Origin of the sequence: Acinetobacter sp. AOR41_HL (genome assembly GCF_027854645.1) — a bacterium.
In the GTDB taxonomy this organism is placed as follows: Bacteria; Pseudomonadota; Gammaproteobacteria; order Pseudomonadales; family Moraxellaceae; genus Acinetobacter; species Acinetobacter nosocomialis.
The window spans coordinates 1-17,059 of record NZ_JAKTHZ010000044.1 but is presented as its reverse complement, the minus strand read 5'-3'; the positions used below and the strand labels follow the sequence as shown (position 1 = coordinate 17,059).

Below are 17,059 nucleotides of genomic sequence, written 5' to 3'. Positions count from 1 at the left end.
GAGCCTGTAAATTATTTTGTGTAAGTTCCATTTTTTATAAATGATCTTTTAATCGATCATCGAACTGAATCGTAAACCAATTCATTGCTAAACGCCAATTTTGAATTGGCATCGTCCATTTCTTCGCAGCATTTGATGTTGCTAAGTAAATGACCTTCTTTACTGAGTCATCAGATGAAAAGATTTTCCTTTTCTTCGTTGAATGGCGTATTACGCTATTCAACGACTCAATCGCATTTGTTGTATAAATTGCATGACGTATTTCGGCTGGATAGCTAAAGATCGTTCGGATATTTTCCCAATTGGCCCGCCAGGATTCTCCAATTTTGGGATACTGGTGATTCCATTGATCACAGAAGATGTCTAGGGATTTTAAAGCATTTTCCTCTGTACTTGCCTGATAAATCGCTTTCAGACCCGACGTAACAGCTTTGTAGTCTTTCCAGCTTACAAATCTCAGGCTATTGCGTACAACATGCACGATACACAGTTGAATATCAGTATGAGGGTAAACAGAGGCTATCGCGTCAGGGAAGCCTTTTAATCCATCTACACAGGCAACAAGAATGTCCTGTACTCCTCGATTTTTTAGCTCTGTCATGACTGACAGCCAGAATTTGGCACCTTCTGTCTGAGCAATCCACATACCCAGTAATTCTTTTTGCCCATCCATATTGATGCCTAAAGCAAGGTATACGGACTTGTTAATCACATTGGAGTGCTGACGGACTTTGACAACAATACAGTCAAGATAGACAACAGGATAAAGGCTATCTAAGGCTCTATTTTGCCACTCAGTCACTTGCTCAATCACAGCATCGGTAACTTTGCTGATGAGAGATGCTGACACATCGGCATCGTACATTTCTTTGAAGAAGGCTACAATTTCCCTATTAGTCATTCCTTTTGCATACAGTGAGAGGATTTGGTCATCCATACTGGTGATGCGTGTTTGGTGCTTTTTTATAATTTGTGGCTCAAATGAACCTTCTCGATCACGGGGAATATCTAAAGCCAGTTGTCCATCTTGAGTTGTAATGGTTTTAGAACTAAACCCATTACGGCTATTTGAGCCTTTCTTGGGCTGATGCTTTTCATAACCGAGATGGTCTGAAAGTTCAGTATTGAGTGCAGTTTCAATCATGAATTTTTTAAAGACTGCTGTCATTTGGTTTAAGTCTTCTGGTGTTTTTAGACCTTTAGCCAATTCGGCAGCCATACTTTTGATTGTTGCTTCATCCATGTGAAGTACCTTTTGTAATTATCCTCTGAAGGATAAATGAAAATTAAGTACTTACACAAAATTTAGAACAGTCCCACGTCATACATTTTTTCTTGTCTTAGACACCTTGTGAATACGGTGTTTCACATTCTAAACATGCACTCTCACGGCATATAACAGCTTAACTAAAGATTGACTGACCATACTGTCATCGTCATGACTACATTATTTATTTCAATATGTAGTTGCTGAGACATTTTGGCCGCTATTTTGAAGTGTACAACTCATGAATAATATTCAAACGACAGCGTTGAACCGTACAACGTTGATGTTTCCTTTAGCTTTAGTGCTTTTTGAATTTGCGGTTTATATTGGTAATGACCTGATTCAGCCAGCTATGTTGGCAATTACTGAAGATTTTGGTGTGAGTGCAACTTGGGCACCGTCTTCAATGTCATTTTATTTATTAGGTGGTGCATCTGTTGCATGGTTACTTGGGCCTTTATCAGACCGATTGGGCCGTAAGAAAGTTCTTTTAACTGGTGTATTATTTTTTGCCTTGTGTTGTTTTTTAATTTTATTAACAAAACAAATCGAACACTTTCTGACGCTACGTTTTCTACAAGGTATTGGGCTAAGTGTAATTTCAGCAGTCGGATATGCGGCAATTCAAGAAAATTTTGCCGAACGTGATGCAATTAAAGTCATGGCACTCATGGCAAATATCTCATTACTTGCACCCTTGCTAGGACCTGTACTTGGAGCTTTCTTAATTGATTATGTATCTTGGCACTGGGGTTTTGTGGCAATTGCTTTACTTGCACTGCTGAGTTGGGTTGGCTTAAAGAAACAAATGCCGAGTCAGAAGGTAAGTGTGACCAAACAGCCTTTTAGTTATCTTTTTGATGACTTTAAAAAAGTATTTAGCAATCGGCAATTCCTTGGTTTAACGCTAGCCTTACCGCTTGTCGGTATGCCGCTTATGCTTTGGATTGCATTATCGCCAATTATTTTGGTCGATGAGCTCAAGCTAACGAGTGTGCAATATGGATTAGCTCAATTCCCAGTATTTTTAGGTTTAATTGTAGGTAACATCGTTTTAATTAAAATTATTGACCGTTTGGCTTTAGGTACAACAGTCCTGATTGGTTTACCAATTATGCTCACTGGTACAGTCATTTTAATATTAGGTGTTGTTTGGCAAACCTATTTAATTCCTTGTTTACTTACAGGAATGACACTCATTTGTTTTGGTGAAGGAATTAGTTTCTCAGTGTTGTATCGCTTTGCACTGATGTCATCTGAAGTGTCGAAAGGAACTGTAGCTGCTGCTGTTTCAATGCTATTAATGACGAGCTTTTTTGCAATGATTGAGCTGGTACGTTATCTCTATACTCAATTTCACTTATGGGCTTTCGTGCTATCTGCTTTTGCATTTATCGCACTGTGGTTTACTCAACCACGCTTGGCTTTAAAAGGGGAAATGCAGGAAAGAGTTGCACAAAATTTACATTAAAAAAATACCGGAATTTATATTCCGGTATTTTTTATTCTACTTAATTTCTTGTTCTAAAAGTTTGCCTTTAAGAGTCAACAACTCAGGCAAGGTTTCTAATAGTAAGCTCATTTGTTTTAACACGAGCGTGTAGCTTTCTGAAAAGTCTTCATGAGTTGTTAAGCTTTGAATTTGCTTTAAAGTTTGCTCAATAAAATTCAAGTCAACAGAAACTTGTTCAAATAAACTTTGGTTAAGAATTTGCTGGCAATCCAGTAAAAGCTGTAATACCTGTTGATCTTCAATTTTTTGTCTTTGGCTACCTAATGCTGCGACATAACTCAACTGGCTATGACTATAAACTAAATAACGAAAGGCGTAATGAATCAGCTCCGGTTTTGGGTTGGGCTCAGCACTTAAGCTCGAAATCATATTCGAGAGCTCAATTTGTGCATTATGTGCAGCACGGCGAATTCTACGATATTCAATGTCCTGATTTTTACCATGCTGGTATTGCTCAACAATCACATTGAAATAATCCAGTGTGGCTTGGCTACTTTTTTTAATATTGTTTGGAATATTACGAAAGTTCCAGTCTGGCCATATAAAATTAACAGCAAGCCATGCAATAAAGCAGCCTAATAAGGTGTCGATTAGACGAGGTAAAATAATACTGAAACCTGCACCTTTTAAGTTGAAAATGAGCAATACCATTAAGGTTGCCATCAGTGTTGCCAAAGCATATTTCTTCTGGCGCAAGTAGAAAAAGCTAACTCCACAAATAATAGTGAGAATGAGTTGACCTTCAATGCTTGGAACAAAATACAGAATGGGAATACCCAATAAAACGCCAAGTAGGGTTCCAATTGTTCTGAGTTTTAAACGGCTTTTCGTTGCAAAGTAAGTAATTTGGCAAACAAATAAACTGGTGAGCAAAATCCAGTAACCGTGTTGGGCAAAAGGTAGCAGTGAAATGCCGTAACCTGCTGCAAACACAACGGCAATTCGTATTGCATGTCTAAACAGGGCCGATTGTGGAGTCAGTTGCTGGCGAATTTTTAAAACAAGATCTGAAAAACCTTGAATATCATCATCAAGTAAATTGAGATGATCTTGCTTGTTTTGACTGAGCGTTTCATTAAACGGTTGAGCATATTGAAGTTGTTCAAACTGTTCATGCATGCCTTTTAAATTATTAAAAATCAATTTTAGATTTTTAACTTCAAAATTTTGCGGGTGCTGTTGTATCCAGTCTTTTAAAGAACTTTCCAAATGGTTTAAAACAATTTGTCCTTCTTGAGAAGACTGATATTGCTGGTTATGCAAAATACATTGGGCTAAATCGTGGCAAGCTTGGGCCTGTAAACGCAGATTTTTTTGAAAACGGAAAATAAGATCACTACGGCTAAAATTTTGTTGAATATGTTCGTAGTGTAGATAATTAGAAGTCGCTTGTTCATGTATATCGCGGGCAAAAAAGTACAGGTTTAACCAGTAAATACTTTTATTACTGACTCGTGATGCCTTAAGGCGAGTAAGCAGGGAGCTACGTATTTGGTTAAGGCTTTGCGCGACTTGCGTATTTTGTAGTGATAATTCAAATAAAAGCTGTTCAACATTTTCTTTATTATCAGGATCGAACAAGCGCGCTTTAGCTTGAAGTAAGGCAGAGATTTCTTCAAAAATTTGCGAAAGCTTATCTTGTAAAGGAAGGGTTGGTTTAAGAATAAAAAATAAAATAGAAGTTAGACCGTACCACAGTGCGCCATAGACAAAATAAGTAGGCTGTTGATACCAGTGAGCATATTCTCCTAAACCAAACATGCTATAAATTGAAAGTAAAATTGTACCAAAAGAAATGGTAGCGTAGCGCTGACCTAAGGCGCCCAATAAAATGAAACAAGCACTTGAAATTGAAAGATATAAAATAAATAAAAGTTTATAGGGTGCTAAAAATCCAAGAATAGTGCTGACAGTAAAAAAGAGTAGGCAGACATACAGTAAGTTGCGTAAACGAAGACTTAAGCGATCATCAAAATCTGTTAGTGCTGCGGCAATCGCACCTAACGTTACAGGAACAATGAGTTCGTTATGACCCAACCACAGTAAGCCTAAAGTTGTGCCTGTGAGTACAATTAAAATTTGCAGGCAGTAAATTAAAATTGAATTCGCTTTAAAACGATTAAATATTTGAGTCAAATAATTCACGGCTTTTTTTCTAAATGAGAGGGTACGTGATAAGGGGTATTTAAATTTTTATTACTTGAAAAATATTATGCGTTTTATTTAAAAAAGTCAGTTTGTTTTTAAGATTTTATAATAATTAATTTATCTAAATTGCTTAATAAAATAACAAAATTGTGGATATCTTTTTAGATACCCACAATTTAAAAAATAACAAATTATTGAATTACGCCACAGGCAATTCGTGCTCCGCCACCGCCTAAAGGTAGAGGAGAATCTGAATAGTTATCACCACCCGCATGAATCATGATGGCACGACCTTGAATGTCAGCAAGTTTTAAACGTGGCGCAATAACAGCGGTGGTAGCTACACCATTATTATCAACAACCAATGCTGGTAAGTCGCCTAGGTGTCCTGTAGTAGGCGTACCATGATGTGGCGCTTGGTTAGGGTTATAGTGACTACCTGCAGCTAAAGCAGCACCTGGTTTTCCATCTTTAACAGCAGGGTCGCACGATGCATTTTCATGAATATGGAAACCACGAGTACCGCTTGGTAAATCTGCTAAAGCAGGGGTAATAATCAAGCCTTTATCACTGTCTTGAAAGCTAATTGTCCCGATTTTTTTACCAATCCCACTAGCTGTTACTTCATTGACATCGACTACTTTTTTGGTATGCATCGTTGTTAATGCATGAGTCGTTTCCGATACTGTTTTGCTTACCGTGCTACAACCAACTGTTAATAAAGCTGTGAGAGCACATACTGCACTCATTTTATTTAATATTGGCATTATTAGATGTCCTTATAGATATAAATCTGATTTTTTTATTCAAGCAAAGGCGTGTAAACCCTACAAGTTAATTTAAATAGTCACTTTGTATCCTGAAACATTTTTAAATCATTGGCTTAATTTTTAGATTGTGGTAAATCATCATCCGAATCATAAATCATGGTTGTTTTTGGCATTGGTTCAGGATCAATTGTTTCATGAAGCCATTCACGCCAAATCGCTAACAAAACAGCTAAAATAACAGGGCCAATAAATAAACCAACTAAACCAAAACTCGCAATACCACCCAATACACCAAACATAATGAGTAAAAACGGAATTTGGGTCGCACCAGAGATCACAAGAGGACGAATCACATTGTCTGAACTACTTACAATCAGAACACCCCATAAAACTACGCCAATGGCTTCCATGGTTTGTCCTTGAGAGAACAACCATAGACCAACGCCCAAATAGGAGACAGGGGTGCCGAAAGGAATGAGTGCTAATAAAAACGTCGCAATCGTGAGTACCATCGGATTGGGTACACCTGCTACGAAATAACTTAATCCAGCAAGGACTGCTTGAGCAATTGCAGTTAAACCCACACCATAGACAACAGCACGCGTTGTTTCTGAAATTGTATCTAGATAATGGTGAATACGTAGGCCAATCACCATTTCTAAGGCTTTACTCACTTGAGTTAAGATCGTGTGACCGTCACGGTAAAAGAAGAAAAGACTTAAAATTGCAAAACCAAGTTTGACGAGATTTTTACTAATTTCATTGATTAAAACTCGCCCATAACTTAAATGGCTTTGTATCCAAGCTGCAATACTCTGAATCGTACTATTTGGGTCGGTGTTTATATCATTTAGTGTTCTAGTTATTTCTTTGCCAATAAAAGGAAGATTTTTAATGAAATCAGGTACGCTTAAATGACCAGAAAAAACCTGACGCTGTAAATCAAGATAGAGATTGCGACCTTCATGTTGCAAAATAAAAATAGCACAGATTAGGGGTACACCAACAACTAAAATAACAAAGCTAATCATGACTGTGGCATTTAAATTATTACGGTTTTCGCCAAAAAAACGCTGAATTCTTAAATAAATTGGCCAAGTCATGTAAGCGATAATCGCAGCCCAAACTACAGGTACAATAAAGTACTTCAGGATGTTAAATCCTAAAAATAACAGGATGAAAAACAGCCCAAACAATAAAACGCGCTGTAAAGTAGGAGCGTATGGATGCACGAACAAAAATTCTCTAATTATTTAAATAGAATGGGGTCATATTAACTGAAAAATGACCTGAGGCAAATTTTAGGCAGAAATGCTGATCTATACATTCCTGCTCAATAAAAATGAAAAAGTTATTTTTAAAACCACTCGGACTTATCTTCGATTAGTTTATTTAAAAGTGGCTGCCACTGGCTTTGAATTGCAATAAAGTTTTTTTGTGGTTTATCAAACACACTCAAACCTTGCATTGCTAAACTGCCATAAGCACTACGCTCTGCAATCCATGCAATCGGTTCATGTTCGATTTTTTCAAAAAATTGCTGAATATCTTTTGAGCTAGCACTATTCGGTTTAACACGATTTGCAAGCAGTAAAATTTGTACTTTTCCTTTGCGAATACGTTTAATATCCTGCAAATGCTTGAGAAAACGACGTGTACTATCGATATCAAAAAATGAAGGTTGAAGTGGTGTAATAATGGCATGAGCTTCGCTGACTAACTGTTCAGCATGGTCGCCTGAAAGAGCGCCGGGTGCATCAATAATTAAATAATCTAAATTTTTAGGTGCATCACCAATAGATTTTTCTTGGCGCCAATCAAGGCTTTGAATTGCAGCTACATTTTCTGGACGTTGCTTTAACCATTGTAAGGAAGATTTTTGGTTATCAGAATCCGCTAAAGCTACTTTATATCCTTTTTGTGCCAAAGCTGTTGCCAACGTAATGGCTGTCATGGTTTTTCCGCATCCACCTTTTTGATTTGCAATAAGTATCGTTTTCATAAATTCAGTTATATTCAGCAGCACACTTGTTCTGCTTATACCTTAGCATCTTTTTATGAGAAGTAGATGACTGCCTTTGACAAAAGTTTAAGCTAGTTCGTAATTTTAGATATGATTGCTCATCTACCGTGATGATATGTAATTTATTAAGGAAAATTTATGTCCGTATGGCTGGCCATGCTTATAGGTGCTGGTATTGGTATTATTATCACAACGCTTATTTTATCAAATACCCGTAATGGTCGAATCAAGGCTGAATACGAGCAATATATTGCAGAGTTAGAGCTTGAGCATCAACAGGCGCTTGCCCAGGCACAAAAGCGAAGTGTGAATACAAGCCGCGCTGTATTAAAAGGTAAAATGGCAGAGCAATTTGCTCCGATTTTACCTGAGTTTCAATACTTACCAAGTGATGCCAAATTTCTGGGTGACCCGGTTGATTACGTTATTTTTGATGGCTATACCGATTTTAGAGATGGAGATGGAACTGCCGAGGATATCCAGATTATCTTGCTTGATATTAAAAGTGGGGGAGCTCGTCTAACCAAAGGACAGCAAGCAATTGCTCAAGCAATAAAAGAAGGAAAGGTACGCTTTGAAACGTTGCGAATTGATTTTGAAGATTAACAATCAATTTAATTAAGCACAAAAATAGACGAAATTGATCTGTATTGTTACTAAATACCGATATTTTTTTCATCGCTTAGAGCTACTATAAATTAGAGATCTGCTGCATTTGATCTAGTAATATTTGAGGTATAAAGCGATGAAAAAACAACATGTAATGTTAGGCTTATTGGCCTCTTTATGTATCAGCTCAGCTTTTGCTTCGACGGCCTCTACTTCTGGTGAATATAATATTGCAAATGGTTTGTTACCGATTGAAAAAGATCAGTCAATTTCTGTGTTACAGCCATTTCAAGGCAATTTTAGAATTTTAGGTTCAAAAATTTATAAAAATGATGAACAAGCTAAGTTCTCACCGATCGATTATGCGGTAAGTTGGGGGCTATTTGCTCAACCAGATATTGCTCGTACCATTTCAGTTAAACAGTATGACCGCTATTTGAACTGGAAAATGAGTAAGCTTCCTGTACCTGCTGAGCAAGCGATGCAAATGGTGTCTAATATGCACATCATTCCTGCGAGTCCTCAAATTGCTCAACAAATTAAACAAGTTAAGCGCGGTGACTTGGTATACCTCAAAGGTGAATTGGTCGAAATTAAAGATAAAAATTTAGTTTGGCGATCATCTTTAACCTCAAGTGATACAGGTGATGGTGCTTGTGAGTTATTTCGTGTTCAATCGATTCATTGGGTTGAAAAACAAAATATATAAATTAAAAAGCCTTCTTGTTCAGAAGGCTTTTTATTGCCCACTATAAAATTAATGCTGCTGTGAAGCTTTCCAGTATTTCAACTGGTTCTGAGCTTGTAAGTAGTCAGCAAGTTGATTGACTTGTTCATCTTTATTGGCCTGTTTATCACTGATGTGTTTTTCTTGATTTTCCCAATATTGATAAAGCAAGCCTTGAATATAGCGACCTTGTTCAGTTTTTAAGTCGAGGTCTTTTAACATGGTCAATGCTGAGCGAACATTATCAAGTGTACGTTTTTGTTCAAACTCTGTGGTGAGTGTACCTGCCGCATGCATTTTTTCTAACTCAGTTTCCATCTCATCGCTCATTTCAGTAAAGCGACGGTCATAGTCTTCTAATAAAGCAATATCATGCGCATCGTCAGCAGTGGCTGCGAACTTTTTAACAGGCCTTTCATTGAGCTTTTCCATCACCTGATCAGTAGATGAACTTGTATGAGGTTGCTCAGTCTTTGCTGGTTCATCTGCTTTTTTACAAGCAGTCAATAATAGGCTAGAGCTGAGCAAAGACATTAAGATGATATGAGGCGTTTTTTTAAACATAGCTTTCAACCGAACCTATTCTCTATGATTTGACGACGTACTTTTTTGAAAGTGATATGCATATGTGACATATGGAAAATCAATCTGATCTTGTGGGCCTAGGCCTGTAAAATCATAAACAATTTTCTCAAATTGAGCTTTGAGCTGTAATTGATCTTTTTCAGTCATTGCTGCAATAAAACTTGTAGAGAGTAATCTTTTACTCACCACTTGTTCGACAGTACCATGCTGTGATTGCGAAAAAGTTTCTAAACTGTCAAAACTAAATAAATTTTGGTTTTCAAAAACCTTTTTCCACTTTTCACTATGGTAACGTGGCGTATTGCCTTCAAGAGGTAGTAAAAAATCTGCTAAGGCTTTCACCCAGTCTGTACGCTCATCACGCTGATTCCAAACGAGACCTAAATGTCCTTGCGGTTTTAATATTCGATGGATTTCGGTCAGAGTTTCCATGTTGTCGAACCAATGGAAAGATTGAGCGCAAATGACCGCATCAATTTGTTGATCATTTACCGGAATAGCATGGCTAAATGCCTGTAAAGTTTTAATATCAGTATATGCTTGCTGAAGCTGTTGTAACCTCTCGCCAATTGGCTCTACTGCAATAATATTGGCACGTGTTTGTTTTAAGTAGGGTAAGAATTTGCCAGTACCTGAGCCAAGATCAATAACAGTAGAATTTTCATGTATTTGGAGACGTTCTTGCAGCCAACTGACTATTTCTGCTGGATAATTCGGCCTAACTTGCTGATAAAGCTCCGCAGCGGAGCTGAATCCTTTTTGAGCGGCAGGATGTAAGGATTGTGTCATATTTTGCGCTTTTTAATCTGACTGGCATCTATAAAATAAGATACTCCGCAATCATAAATTGGCAAAACACCTATTTTGTTTCATTTTTGACGATGTATGTGGGAGTAAATTTTCTTTCGGTGTGAGCATGGATAAGCAAATTATTTTTGAAGACGAACACATTAGAGCCATTTTTTTACAAGGCGATTCTAATACATTAGTTCTCTCTTTTGGCGATTTGATTACCCGAGCGAGTGGCTTATCTATCAATGCTGAAAAGTCTCTAATAAAGTACCAATACAATGTTATTGGGATTATGCCAAAACAAAAATCATGGTTCCCAAAAGCCAGTATGGTTGAAATGGCCAAAGCCATTTTGCCTATTCTTCAGCGTTTTAAAAATATTGTAGGTTATGGCGGCTCAATGGGCGGCTATGCAGCAATCAAATATTCGAACCTTTTAAATATGAATCGAATCGTTGCATTTGTACCTCAATATTCAATTGACCCTGAACAGGTTGAAGACCGTCGTTATGCTGAATTCTTTGATGCTGTTGCAAATAAAGATATGCAAATTCAATTGCAAGATGTAGATGCAAGTCGTGAATATATTATTGTTTATGACCCTTACTTTGCTGTCGATCGCGAACATTACTTAAAAATAAAAGAGCTATTGCCAAGTTTACATACAGTTCATTTACCTTTTACAGGGCATGAAGCTTTATCAGTATTGGCAAGCTCAAGTCTGTTACATGATTTTATTGAGCATGAATTTGATGAAACGTATTTCTATCAACATGTGCGTAAAATCAAAAAACAAAGTAAATTCTATTACCGTAATGTACTTGCGAATGTGCTGACATACCATGACAGCATGTTATTAAAAATTTTACGTCAAAATGATTTTCAATTAGATGAACGTTATTTAGATAACCCGCTCAAGCAAGCGATTACACGTAGTCTTTTAAAAACAAAGCAGGCAACTGAGCACGATTTTCAAAAGCTTGGAATTAAAATTCAGTACATTCAGCAAGCTGCAACTTATAAAAAAGGTTTGCAGACTCACTCTGGTACAGTCTTGGTATTCAATTTAATTAATTTAAAGCATGAAGCTTATGCTATAGATGTTGTGCTAGCAAACACATCGTATCTGATTCCAATTGTGACAGAGCAGACTGGAGTTGCACATATTGAATTAAATAATGAAATTTATTTGTTAGGTATGAATGACCGAAAAATTATTAAATTATTCAAACAAGGTGATGCATTAAGCTCGGATATGAGTCCTTTTGTCATTAAACAATATGCTGATTTTTTTGCATTGAGCTACAAGCAATTTAATTTAGATTGTGATGAACAAGGCGTTTGTGACTACATTGAAGGTTCAGTTCAACCATCGCAACAATTTGTACTGACCAGTTATTAATTTTAATTTATTGATTAAATAAAGCCCAAATCTTCAAATTTGGGCTTTATTTTTTGCTCAAAAAATATTTTTTTATTAATTTATTTGTATATAAAATCAAAAGTCATTATTTAAAGAAATAATGCGATTAATTTTTAAATAAAGATAGGACTAAAAGTAGCCATGATAAATTAAGCGAAAAATTATTATATTTAAAAATTAATGGTTTTTGGTTTTATATAAATTAAAGAAATATTGTTGGGTTGTTTAAAATACAATGATTGCTTTGGAGTCTATTAATTAATTGTTTTTTATTGCAATTTTATTTGTGTTGAGAAGGGGTGCTTAAAATAGCTTCACTATTCAAAGATAATTGCATATTTATTTTTTTCTCCTAAAATGATTTTTTACTAAATTGTCGTTACAGTTTTTTATATGCAATCATTAAATTATCGGAATAATGATGCATCGCAACATGGAAGTTCTGCACCTTTGAAACGAGCAATGAGTACTCGACATTTGGTGATGATCTCCCTTGGCGGTGCCATAGGTACAGGTCTTTTTTTAGGGTCTGGCGACGTAATTGCTCAAGCTGGCCCAATTGGCGCAATTATCTCTTATTTCTTGGGCGGTTTGATTGCCTACACCGTTATGCTCTGTCTTGGTGAGCTAGCGGTTCATGTGCCTGAATCGGGCTCTTTCGGTGAATACGCACGACGCTATATTGGTCCAGGCACAGGTTATATGATTACCTGGTTATATTGGTTGACTTGGACTGCCACTTTAGGAACTGAATTTACTGCCGCAGCTTTGCTGGTTAAGGAATGGTTTCCATCTACTTCTGTTTGGGCGTGGACTTTGTTTTTTGGTGGTCTTGTCTTTTTCCTTAATATTAGTTCAACGCGTTTATTTGCTGAATCTGAGTTCTGGCTTGCTCTGATCAAAGTTATAACAATTATTGTATTTATTACTTTGGGTTTATTGGCAATTTTTGGTTTTATTCCTTATCACGGACATGAAACAGCGCCGTTATTCAGCAATTTAACGGCTCAAGGTTGGTTCCCGCACGGTTTATTCCCAATTTTCACAACCATGCTCATTGTAAACTTTGCCTTCTCTGGTACTGAGCTTATTGGAGTTGCTGCAGGTGAGGCAGAGGAACCGGCAAAGACTGTACCTAAGGCAATTAATGCAGCGATTTGGCGTTTGCTCATATTCTTTGTGGGAACAATTGTTGTCATTTGTTCTTTGCTTCCATTTCATCTTGCGGGTCTTAATGCAAATGATGTGAGCAGTAGTCCATTTGTGACAGTATTTAATTATATTGGTATTCCGTATGCAGAAGACATTATCCGCTTCGTAATTATTACGGCGCTGCTTTCAGCTGCCAATTCTGGTTTATTTGCTGCATCAAGAATGATGTGGTCGCTTTCAGCAAAAAATCAATTACCTAAAATTTTCGCTAAACTTACACCATCTGGCACACCTATTGTTGCCATTATTGTGACGATGTTTGGTGCTATTCCTGGGTTGCTTTCAGAACAGTTTGCACCAGAAACAATTTTCAAAAATTTGTTAGGTGTTGCTGCCTTTACAATGGTTGTTGTTTGGATTGCCATTTGTATTTCACAATTTAACTTCCGTAGACAATGGTATAAGTCAGGAAAGACAGCAAAAGATTTACGTTTTGCTGCTCCGCTTTTCCCTCTTACTCCAATTGTAGGTGGGCTATTTTGTATAGTTACTTGTATCAGTATGGTGTTTGATCCATCTATGCAGGTTGGATTTATCTGCTGTATTATCTTTATCTTACTGTGTTATATCAGCTATTTTGTCTTTTATCGTAAGAAAGAGAGTGCTCCAAACTAAGCCTATTTATTGCTTAATTTGGTTGATAAGAGGTCCCTCATGGGACCTTTTTTTATGTCTATAAATTGTGCATAGAAGAGTACTTTTATATATTTTTTTTAATAATGTTTTTTTTATTTTAATAATAAATTCAAATAATGATTCATAAATTAACCATTTATCGGAATGTTATTAATAGCTAATTATTATAAGTCTTTAAATAAGTATATGTTTAACATGATTATTTAATAGTTGTGTAATTTTTATATTTCTATTTTTTATTTTAAATAAGACTGTACAAAAAAATATTATGAAATTTTCTAAAAAAATTGAAGGATTTTTGAAATTTTTTGTTAATTAAGTTATTGTTATTAAATGGTAATTTTTTAACCATTTTTAATTTTAATATTTTTTTAATTTCCATAAAATAAAATTATTATGGCTGAGGCTTTTTTTAGGCTTTGTTACTTTTTTATTATAAAATTTCGGGGAAATTGATTATTTTTTCTCTGCTTGTTTATTTTAAAATGTTCTAAATTATCTTGCTCTGTGCTATATTTACTTAAAGATTTTATGTCTATATGAAAGCGCGATTAATCAGCTTGAGTAGTGATGTGAAGCTTGCAGTATTATTGAACAATTTTTATTTAAAAAGACTAATGGAGGGATCTATCGATTAGTCAAAAATAATTTCATGGACTTATGGTTTTTTGTTTTATGAACCCTAGTTCTTTTTAACTCCCAAACGGTTATGTCACCTCTTTTGCACTTATTTCCAATCGACTTTTTTGAGTTGATTGCGGTGGAACTTTTGCTTTTATAAAGATATTTTTTATAAACAGCAGATGAGCAAGAGAAAGATTGTAAAAGATATCGATATATAAAAGTAAATCTTACTTTTGATATCACAAGATGGAATTTAAAAGGTCTGAAGCTTTAGAAGAGCGGAAGATTTTATAAATAAATCAAAACATTGTTATTGCAAGGTTTTGGTTGCTGAATAATAAAGACTACGGATTTATCACATCTGAGTCTATGTAGGTATATAGGAAAAAAGATGTCAGATCTTTCATACGTAAACGAACATAGCGATGCATGGCAAACTTACTTGGCACAAATTGACCGTGTAGCGCCATATCTAGAACACTTAGCTGATTATATCGATACTTTAAAGCGCCCTAAGCGTGCTCTTATTGTTGATGTACCAATCGTAATGGATGACGGTTCAATCCAGCACTTTGAAGGCTACCGTGTACAACACAACTTGTCTCGCGGTCCTGGTAAAGGTGGTGTTCGTTACCATCCAAATGTTGATTTAAATGAAGTGATGGCGTTGTCTGCATGGATGACAATTAAAACTGCTGTTTTGAACTTGCCATTTGGTGGTGCAAAAGGTGGTATCCGTGTTGACCCACGTAAATTATCTACTCGTGAATTAGAGCGTTTAACTCGCCGTTATACGACTGAAATTGGTCACATTATCGGACCTCAAAAAGACATTCCTGCTCCAGACGTTGGTACAAATGCCAATATCATGGGTTGGATGATGGATACTTATTCTACTAGCCAAGGTCACACAGTGACTGGTGTTGTAACTGGTAAACCAGTTCACTTAGGCGGTTCTTTAGGACGTGTTAAAGCGACTGGTCGTGGTGTATTCGTTACTGGCCGTGAAGTTGCTGCAAAAATCAACTTACCAATTGAAGGCGCGAAAGTTGCTGTTCAAGGCTTTGGTAACGTAGGTAGTGAAGCTGCTTTCTTATTTGTTGAATCAAAAGCAAAAATCACTCACGTTCAAGACCACACTGGCACAATTTTCAATGCTGACGGTATTGATCTTGTTGCATTACGTGAGCACGTAAACGCAAACCAAGGTGTTGGCGGTTTTGCTGGTGCGCAATCAATTGCAGATGAAGATTTCTGGACTGCTGAAGTAGACATCATTATTCCTGCTGCATTAGAAGGCCAAATCACAGTTGAGCGTGCTGAAAAACTTAAAGCTAAGTTGATTTTAGAAGGCGCGAACGGCCCGACTTATCCTAAAGCTGAAGATGTATTGGTTGAGCGTGGCATTGTTGTTGTTCCTGACGTTGTATGTAACGCCGGCGGTGTAACTGTAAGTTACTTCGAATGGGTTCAAGACATGGCGAGCTATTTCTGGAGCGAAGAAGAAATCAACGAACGTTTAGACAAGTTGATGGTTCAAGCAATGGATGACGTTTGGAATACAGCGAATAAGAATGCTTGTACTTTACGTACAGCAGCTTACATCTTGGCTTGTGAGCGTATCTTAAAAGCTCGTAAAGAACGCGGTATTTTCCCAGGCTAATCTGAGGAAATTACCTTTTAGGAAAAGTGGGCTGAGCAAATATAAAGGATGTATAGGGTTATTTGTTCAGTCCCTTTTTCTAAATGAATTAAAGACAGTAAGACAGATTAAATAAATTAAATAGATACTGAGGTAAGCATGGAACAGCCAATTTCTGTAACTCGAAGCAACTTTAATGACTGGATGGTTCCAGTATTTGCACCGGCAAATTTCATTCCGGTACGTGGTGAAGGTTCACGTATCTGGGATCAAGAAAATAAAGAATATATCGATTTTGCAGGCGGGATTGCAGTAAATGCATTAGGTCATGCGCATCCAGTGGCAGTCAATGCGTTAACAGAACAAGCAAAAAAACTTTGGCATGTCGGCAATGGTTATACCAATGAACCCGTACTGCGTCTTGCTAAACAACTCACTGAAAATACATTTGCAGACAAAGTATTCTTCTGTAACTCAGGTGCAGAAGCAAATGAAGCAGCATTAAAGCTTGCTCGTAAAGTTGGACTCGACAGCGGTGTCGCAGGTAAAAGCGGTATTGTGGCATTTAACAATGCGTTTCACGGCCGTACTTTATTTACCGTTTCGGCTGGTGGTCAGCCAAAATATTCACAAGACTTTGCACCACTTCCAAACGGCATTAGCCATGTTGCTTATAATGATTTAGAAGCGGCTAAAGCAGTTATTAATGAGCAAACCTGTGCAGTAATTGTAGAGCCTGTACAAGGTGAGGGTGGGGTAATTCCTGCTGATATCGAATTTTTAAAAGGTTTACGTGCACTGTGTGATCAGTTCGGTGCCTTACTTATTTTTGATGAAGTGCAAACAGGTGTCGGTCGTACAGGTGCACTTTATGCTTACATGAACTACGGTGTGACTCCAGATGTACTCACTACTGCAAAAGCACTGGGCGGTGGTTTCCCTGTCGGTGCAATGCTAACAACTGATAAATTTGCGCCGCATTTTTCAGTGGGTACACACGGTACGACTTATGGCGGTAACCCGCTGGCAAGTGCAGTTGCAGGCGCAGTCTTTGAGTTTATTAATACACCAGAAGTACTTGAAGGCGT

The 17,059-nt window shown here is 36.8% G+C and carries 14 protein-coding genes; 7 read left to right on the top strand and 7 right to left on the bottom strand.

Annotated elements, in window-relative coordinates:
* Nucleotides 1-34: 34 nt before the first annotated feature.
* Nucleotides 35-1,243, bottom strand: coding sequence for an IS256-like element ISAba26 family transposase (locus tag MKL35_RS16980; protein WP_000343018.1), 1,209 nt, complete (start codon nucleotides 1,241-1,243; stop codon nucleotides 35-37).
* 265 nt (nucleotides 1,244-1,508) lie between these two features.
* Between MKL35_RS16980 and craA the strand changes: the two genes are divergently transcribed.
* A complete protein-coding gene (craA, locus tag MKL35_RS16975) occupies nucleotides 1,509-2,738 on the top strand; it encodes a chloramphenicol efflux MFS transporter CraA (RefSeq protein ID WP_032011730.1) in 1,230 nt (409 codons plus the stop codon).
* Nucleotides 2,739-2,774: 36 nt separating this feature from the next.
* Here craA and yccS read toward each other — a convergent pair whose 3' ends face one another.
* The 4 genes from yccS to MKL35_RS16955 form a co-directional block, all read right to left on the bottom strand.
* Entirely contained in the window at nucleotides 2,775-4,925 is a 2,151-nt protein-coding gene (gene yccS / locus MKL35_RS16970; protein ID WP_032011731.1) for a YccS family putative transporter, read from the bottom strand.
* 194 nt (nucleotides 4,926-5,119) lie between these two features.
* Nucleotides 5,120-5,689 carry a superoxide dismutase family protein gene (sodC, locus tag MKL35_RS16965; protein WP_081282750.1) on the bottom strand — a complete coding sequence of 190 codons (570 nt, stop codon included), beginning with the start codon at nucleotides 5,687-5,689 and terminating at the stop codon, nucleotides 5,120-5,122.
* Nucleotides 5,690-5,811: 122 nt separating this feature from the next.
* On the bottom strand, nucleotides 5,812-6,930 hold the full coding sequence (locus tag MKL35_RS16960; RefSeq protein WP_032011733.1) for an AI-2E family transporter: 1,119 nt from the start codon (nucleotides 6,928-6,930) through the stop codon (nucleotides 5,812-5,814).
* Between the two features lie 125 nt (nucleotides 6,931-7,055).
* A complete protein-coding gene (locus MKL35_RS16955; protein WP_002048798.1) occupies nucleotides 7,056-7,700 on the bottom strand; it encodes a ParA family protein in 645 nt (214 codons plus the stop codon).
* 159 nt (nucleotides 7,701-7,859) lie between these two features.
* On the opposite strand from MKL35_RS16955, the gene MKL35_RS16950 reads away from it, so the two are divergent.
* Together MKL35_RS16950 and MKL35_RS16945 are read left to right on the top strand one after the other, a co-directional pair.
* The gene (locus MKL35_RS16950; protein WP_002048811.1) at nucleotides 7,860-8,327 is read left to right on the top strand and encodes a Holliday junction resolvase-like protein; all 468 of its coding nucleotides are present in this window, start codon (nucleotides 7,860-7,862) and stop codon (nucleotides 8,325-8,327) included.
* Between the two features lie 139 nt (nucleotides 8,328-8,466).
* Nucleotides 8,467-9,039, top strand: coding sequence for a hypothetical protein (locus tag MKL35_RS16945; RefSeq protein WP_006580734.1), 573 nt, complete (start codon nucleotides 8,467-8,469; stop codon nucleotides 9,037-9,039).
* Nucleotides 9,040-9,087: 48 nt separating this feature from the next.
* Here the strand turns inward: MKL35_RS16945 and MKL35_RS16940 are convergent, their stop codons facing one another.
* Together MKL35_RS16940 and MKL35_RS16935 are read right to left on the bottom strand one after the other, a co-directional pair.
* Nucleotides 9,088-9,621: a hypothetical protein gene (locus MKL35_RS16940; RefSeq protein WP_004884648.1), complete on the bottom strand. Its 534-nt coding sequence runs from the start codon at nucleotides 9,619-9,621 to the stop codon at nucleotides 9,088-9,090.
* A gap of 15 nt (nucleotides 9,622-9,636) precedes the next feature.
* Nucleotides 9,637-10,431 carry a class I SAM-dependent methyltransferase gene (locus MKL35_RS16935; RefSeq protein WP_119689199.1) on the bottom strand — a complete coding sequence of 265 codons (795 nt, stop codon included), beginning with the start codon at nucleotides 10,429-10,431 and terminating at the stop codon, nucleotides 9,637-9,639.
* Between the two features lie 127 nt (nucleotides 10,432-10,558).
* Here MKL35_RS16935 and MKL35_RS16930 point away from each other — a divergent pair, with 127 nt between their 5' ends.
* From MKL35_RS16930 to MKL35_RS16915, 4 genes are all read left to right on the top strand, one after another.
* On the top strand, nucleotides 10,559-11,836 hold the full coding sequence (locus MKL35_RS16930) for a hypothetical protein (RefSeq protein ID WP_032011735.1): 1,278 nt from the start codon (nucleotides 10,559-10,561) through the stop codon (nucleotides 11,834-11,836).
* Nucleotides 11,837-12,250: 414 nt separating this feature from the next.
* A complete protein-coding gene (locus MKL35_RS16925) occupies nucleotides 12,251-13,684 on the top strand; it encodes an amino acid permease (protein WP_004711738.1) in 1,434 nt (477 codons plus the stop codon).
* Nucleotides 13,685-14,720: 1,036 nt separating this feature from the next.
* Entirely contained in the window at nucleotides 14,721-15,992 is a 1,272-nt protein-coding gene (locus tag MKL35_RS16920) for a Glu/Leu/Phe/Val family dehydrogenase (protein WP_002048804.1), read from the top strand.
* A gap of 138 nt (nucleotides 15,993-16,130) precedes the next feature.
* The coding region (locus MKL35_RS16915; protein ID WP_270914240.1) for an acetylornithine/succinyldiaminopimelate transaminase at nucleotides 16,131-17,059 on the top strand (929 nt) is incomplete at its 3' end.

Excerpts from the sequence above, each read along its gene's own strand:
- MKL35_RS16980 (WP_000343018.1), bottom strand. The coding sequence starts at position 1,243 with ATGGATGAAGCAACAATCAAAAGTATGGCTGCCGAATTGGCTAAAGGT.
- craA (WP_032011730.1), top strand. The coding sequence starts at position 1,509 with ATGAATAATATTCAAACGACAGCGTTGAACCGTACAACGTTGATGTTT.
- MKL35_RS16955 (WP_002048798.1), bottom strand. The coding sequence starts at position 7,700 with ATGAAAACGATACTTATTGCAAATCAAAAAGGTGGATGCGGAAAAACC.
- MKL35_RS16950 (WP_002048811.1), top strand. The coding sequence starts at position 7,860 with ATGTCCGTATGGCTGGCCATGCTTATAGGTGCTGGTATTGGTATTATT.
- MKL35_RS16945 (WP_006580734.1), top strand. The coding sequence starts at position 8,467 with ATGAAAAAACAACATGTAATGTTAGGCTTATTGGCCTCTTTATGTATC.
- MKL35_RS16940 (WP_004884648.1), bottom strand. The coding sequence starts at position 9,621 with ATGTTTAAAAAAACGCCTCATATCATCTTAATGTCTTTGCTCAGCTCT.
- MKL35_RS16935 (WP_119689199.1), bottom strand. The coding sequence starts at position 10,431 with ATGACACAATCCTTACATCCTGCCGCTCAAAAAGGATTCAGCTCCGCT.
- MKL35_RS16930 (WP_032011735.1), top strand. The coding sequence starts at position 10,559 with ATGGATAAGCAAATTATTTTTGAAGACGAACACATTAGAGCCATTTTT.
- MKL35_RS16925 (WP_004711738.1), top strand. The coding sequence starts at position 12,251 with ATGCAATCATTAAATTATCGGAATAATGATGCATCGCAACATGGAAGT.
- MKL35_RS16920 (WP_002048804.1), top strand. The coding sequence starts at position 14,721 with ATGTCAGATCTTTCATACGTAAACGAACATAGCGATGCATGGCAAACT.